This is a genomic window from Streptomyces sp. NPDC055078 (assembly GCF_053607985.1).
Genome location: NZ_JBSGUP010000634.1, coordinates 1 through 4,743, shown reverse-complemented (window position 1 = coordinate 4,743; position 4,743 = coordinate 1). Strand labels below are relative to the sequence as shown.

The 4,743-nt window shown below is 72.3% G+C and carries 5 protein-coding genes; all 5 read right to left on the bottom strand.

The window, feature by feature from the left end:
- Window positions 1-783, bottom strand: a 783-nt coding sequence (locus ACWF94_RS33725) for a hypothetical protein (RefSeq protein ID WP_453497396.1), incomplete at its 3' end; no start/stop codon positions are given.
- 135 nt (window positions 784-918) lie between these two features.
- Window positions 919-1,920 carry a GNAT family N-acetyltransferase gene (locus tag ACWF94_RS33720; RefSeq protein ID WP_453497393.1) on the bottom strand — a complete coding sequence of 334 codons (1,002 nt, stop codon included), beginning with the start codon at window positions 1,918-1,920 and terminating at the stop codon, window positions 919-921.
- A 10-nt stretch (window positions 1,921-1,930) separates the two neighbouring features.
- Entirely contained in the window at window positions 1,931-3,217 is a 1,287-nt protein-coding gene (locus tag ACWF94_RS33715) for a geranylgeranyl reductase family protein (protein WP_453497390.1), read from the bottom strand.
- A gap of 169 nt (window positions 3,218-3,386) precedes the next feature.
- Window positions 3,387-4,082 (bottom strand): demethylmenaquinone methyltransferase, encoded by a 696-nt coding sequence (locus ACWF94_RS33710; protein ID WP_453497387.1) that lies wholly within the window; start codon window positions 4,080-4,082, stop codon window positions 3,387-3,389.
- A 32-nt stretch (window positions 4,083-4,114) separates the two neighbouring features.
- Window positions 4,115-4,743: hypothetical protein (locus ACWF94_RS33705; protein ID WP_453497384.1), on the bottom strand; the 629-nt coding region annotated here is incomplete at its 5' end.

The window sequence follows — 4,743 nt, the reverse complement described above, 5'->3', positions numbered from 1 at the left end:
GGGCCCGGCCAGGCCAAGACCGGCCAGACATCCGGCGGCGTCGTGGAGGCGGCGGGCACCGACGCGGATGGCGAAGACCCCCAGCAGGTCGCGGACATCCGGGTCGAGCCCCTCGGCCACCTGCGCGGCCAGCGCCTCCATCGCGGCGGCTCCGCCGAGGGTCCCGGAGGGCACCGGCAGCTCGTCGCGGCCCGCCAGCCAGCGGACCGCCCCGGGCAGCGCGTTCCGCAGCGCCTCGGCCTGCGACACCTCGCGCTCCCGTACGAAGTCGGTGCGCATCACGAACGGGGTGTCGCAGTACGCCACCGACTCCCCCCGCCAGGAGGCGGCGAACGCGGCGGCGGGCAGCGTCGCGTACGGGTGCCCCTGCGGATCGTGGAGCAGCACGGTGTCGCCCTCGACGGCGAGCACGACCAGGTAGTGGTCACCGCCGTCGGAGACGACCGGTGTGCCGGGCCGGTAGAGCAGCAGCCCCAGATCCAGCGGCCCCGCCAGCACGGGCCCCCGGGCACAGGCCGCGCGCAGCCGGTCCAGGGCTTCGCCGGGCGTGCCCCCGGCGCTGCGCTCGCACCGCAGGCCGAGCAGTTCGACGGCGTCGTCCAGTCCGATCTCCGGGTCCCAGCCGTACGGGTCGAACAGCGGCAGGGTGCCTCCGATGAGCTGGACCCCGAAGGGTGAGCCGGTCAGGGTCTCGATGACGGCGGGCGGGGGCGCGTCGGGGCCGATCATCATGGCGAGGGAGTTGGCGTAGCAGTACGGGCCGGAGCCGATGTAGGAGCGCATGCGGAACCTTCGGGTGCTGGTGGTGAACGGGACACCGCTCAGTCCACGGCCTCACACGGTGTGAAGGTCAAGCACCCCACGGGCCGGCCGGGCCCACCGGCCGCCCCTCCGCACCCGCCCGCCTCTCAGCCGGTTTCATCCGGTTTCACCCGGCCGGTAGCGCGTGAAGGAGAACAGCCGGTCGACCTCCCGCAGTCCGGCCCGGTCGTACATACGGTTGGCGGCGGTCCGGTCGCCGTCGCCCGCGTAGTACCCGTCGTCGTCACCGGCGTTACCGGAGTCACCGCCGTCGCCACCGTCACCGCCCTCGGCACCGTCACCGCCGTCCAGCATCGGGGGCGCATGGTCGTCGGCATCGGCGTCATCGGAATCGTCCACGTACAGGATGACCTCGCGCGCGCCCAGTTCCCCGATCGTGTGGAGCGCGGAACCGAGGAGGGCGGAGCCGAGGCCCCGGCCGCGCGCGGAGGGGGCGACCCGGATCCACCAGAGCGCGCCGACGCCGTCGACGGGGAGGCCGATGGTGGCGTCCGCGACGACCTCGCCGTTCTCACGGACCTCCAGATCCCGGTGTCCGGGGACGTCCGTCTCGGCCACGGAGAGGTTCACGGCTCGCGGCAGACCGGGGAGCGGCAGCGGTGTGTACAGATAGCGCCACAGGTCGCGGGTGAGGAACCCGGCGTCCTCCAGCGCCCGGAATGTCATGGGGCGATGCCGGACCGGCAGGCCCTCCACGCCCTGGGTGAGCGCGGTGGCGTACTCGAAGGCGTAGACCGCCGTCCGGGGGGCGCTCCGGTCGAGCCGGTCGAGGGCGTGGGCGATGAGCGCGTCCGCGACGGCCTTCACCTCAGCGCAGTGCAGCCAGGTGAGGAACCCGACGCCGTCCCGTCGGGTGGCGTACGAGACGACGCCCACCACCGCGCCGTGCGCGTCCACGGCGACGTCCGTGGCGGACGGGTCCAGTTCGGCCCACCAGCCGCTGTCCGCCGGGGAGCGGCCCGCCAGCGCCTCGGCGAGCCTGTGCGCTGTCACGGGCGCCTGGCCGGGCAGCGGATCGGCGGCCAGCAGGGCGAGCACGGCAGGCTCGTCCCCGGGACCGTACGGACGCAGGGACAGCGCGGGGCCAGCAGAATCCATCAGAAGCGGCCTAAGCCCTCGGGGCCACCTTGGAGAGGCCGTTGATGATCCGGTCCATCGCGTCGCCGCCCGTCGGGTCCGTCAGATTCGCCAGCATCTTCAGGGTGAACCGCATCAGCATCGGATGGGTCAGCCCGCGCTGGGCGGCGAGCTTCATGATCTTCGGGTTGCCGATCAGCTTCACAAAGCCACGGCCGAGTGTGTAGTAGCCGCCGTAGGTGTCCTTGAGGACCTTCGGGTAGCGGTGCAGGGCCAGTTCGCGGTGGGCGGGGGTTGCGCGGGCGTGGGCCTGGACGATGACCTCGGCGGCGATCTGCGCGGATTCCATGGCGTACGCGATGCCCTCGCCGTTGAACGGGTTCACCAGGCCGCCCGCGTCACCGACGAGCAGCAGCCCGCGGGTGTAGTGCGGCTGCCGGTTGAACGCCATCGGGAGCGCGGCTCCCCGGATCGGGCCCGTCATGTTCTCGTCGGTGTAGCCCCACTCCTCGGGCATGGAGCCGCACCACGCCTTCAGCACCTCGCGCCAGTCCAGCTCCTTGAACGAGGAGGAGGTGTTGAGCACCCCCAGACCGACGTTGGAGGTGCCGTCGCCCATGCCGAAGATCCAGCCGTAGCCGGGCAGCAGCCGGTCCTCCCCCGGGCCCCGGCGGTCCCACAGCTCCAGCCACGACTCCAGATAGTCGTCCTCGTGGCGGGGCGAGGTGAAGTACGTCCGTACGGCCACACCCATCGGCCGGTCGTCGCGGCGGTGCAGTCCCATGGCGAGGGAGATCCGCGAGGAGTTGCCGTCGGCGGCGACGACCAGCGGGGCGTGGAAGGTGACCGGGGTCTTCTCCTCGCCGAGCTTGGCCCGCACACCCGTGATCCGGCCGGTGCGGTCGTCGATGACGGGAGCGCCCACATTGCACCGCTCGTACAGCCGCGCGCCCGCCTTCTGGGCCTGCCGGGCGAGCTGCTCGTCGAAATCGTCGCGCTTGCGGACCAGTCCGTAGTCCGGATACGAGGCGAGTTCCGGCCAGTCGAGCTGGAGCCGCACCCCGCCGCCGATGATCCGCAGGCCCTTGTTCCGCAGCCAGCCGGCCTCTTCGGAGATGTCGATGCCCATGGCGACGAGCTGTTTGGTGGCGCGCGGGGTGAGTCCGTCGCCACAGACCTTCTCGCGCGGGAACGCCGTCTTCTCCAGCAGGAGTACGTCGAGTCCGGCCTTGGCGAGGTAGTACGCGGTCGTGGCGCCGGCCGGGCCCGCACCGACGACGATCACATCAGCGCTGTGTTCGGAGAGGGGCTCGGTCACGGCGGGGTCTCCCGTTAGGACTCGATGGTGCGTGCCTCACGGCACCGGAACGATTGCAGTCTATGTGTGCGTACCGATCAACCGGCTGAAGGGCTCCCCCGGTGAGCGGGCTCCTCGCTCCGGGTGCGTCGGTGGGTTCCGGCAGGCGGGTACGAGGGGCCGGACGCGGTCAGGCGCGCTTGGTGGCGCGGTGGAGCGCCACCACACCGCCGGTGAGATTGCGCCAGCCCACCTTCGACCAGCCCGCCCGCTGGAGCTTCGCGGCGAGCGCGGGCTGGTCGGGCCAGGACTGGATGGACTCGGCGAGGTAGACGTAGGCGTCGGGGTTGGAGGAGACGGCGCGCGCGACCGGGGGGAGCGCCCGCATGAGGTACTCCTCGTACACCGTCTGGAACGGAGTCCATGTCGGATGGGAGAACTCGCAGATCACGATGCGTCCGCCGGGCCTGGTCACCCGGTGCATCTCACGCATCGCGCCGTCGACGTCCTGCACATTGCGCAGCCCGAAGGAGATCGTCACCGCGTCGAAGACATCGTCGCGGAACGGCAGTCGGGTCGCGTCGCCCGCGGTCAGCGGCAGCCAGGCGTTGCGCTTCTTGCCCTCGCGGAGCATGCCGAGGGAGAAGTCGCAGGGCACGACGTACGCACCGGTCTCGGTGAACGGCAGCGAGGAGGTGCCGGTGCCCGCGGCGAGATCGAGGATCTTCTGAGCCGGGCGGGCGTCCACCGCCTTCGCGACCTCCTTGCGCCATCGGCGGTCCTGGCCGAGCGAGAGGACATCGTTGGTGCGGTCGTAGTTCGCCGCGACATCGTCGAACATGGTGGCGACTTCGTGCGGCTGCTTGTCCAGGGATGCTCGGATCACGTATCCCATTCAAGCAGGGCGCCCCGGGCGCCCTACGCGCGGCGGTGTACGAGCCGTCCGGCCAGTACGGTCGCGATACAGCTCGCCGCCCCGGCCCGCCGCAGGGCCCCGGCCACGGCCCCGGCCATGGGTTCGTCCACCGGCTCGTCCACCGGGATGGCGAAGACCGCGAAGTCGGCCGGGCCGCCGATCGTCAGCTCCCCGTCGACCACACGGTCCAGCGGGTGCACGGTCATCCGGTCGTCCGAGAGCACGTCGAGTGGGGCATACGGGAGTGGGTCGTACGAGAGCGGGGCGTGCGGGAGCGCGTCGCCCGCCTCCTCCCACGCGCCCGGGGCCCGCACCCGTAGGCCCGAACGCGCCACCGCCGTACGTACGGAGGGCCGGGTGAACGGCCCGGTGACCGCCGTGGTGCCGTGTGCCAGCAGTCGCTGGAGCCCGCGCCGGGCGCTGGAGCCCCAGCGCGCCTCGTCCGGTGCCAGGGCGGTGAGGGCGTCCCCGGTCAGCGGCTCGGTGCCCAGTTCCCCGGCCTCGCGGGGGTCGGGGTGGTACGCCGCCTCCAGCAGCGGGACGGCCAGCGCGTGGCGCAGTCCCGGGGTCAGCAGCCCGCGCCAGCGCCGTATCCGGGCGTCCGGGCGGGTGGCGGTCAGCTCCGCCAGCG

Coding starts and splice junctions, on each gene's coding strand:
- ACWF94_RS33720 (WP_453497393.1), bottom strand. CDS start 1,920: ATGGATTCTGCTGGCCCCGCGCTGTCCCTGCGTCCGTACGGTCCCGGG.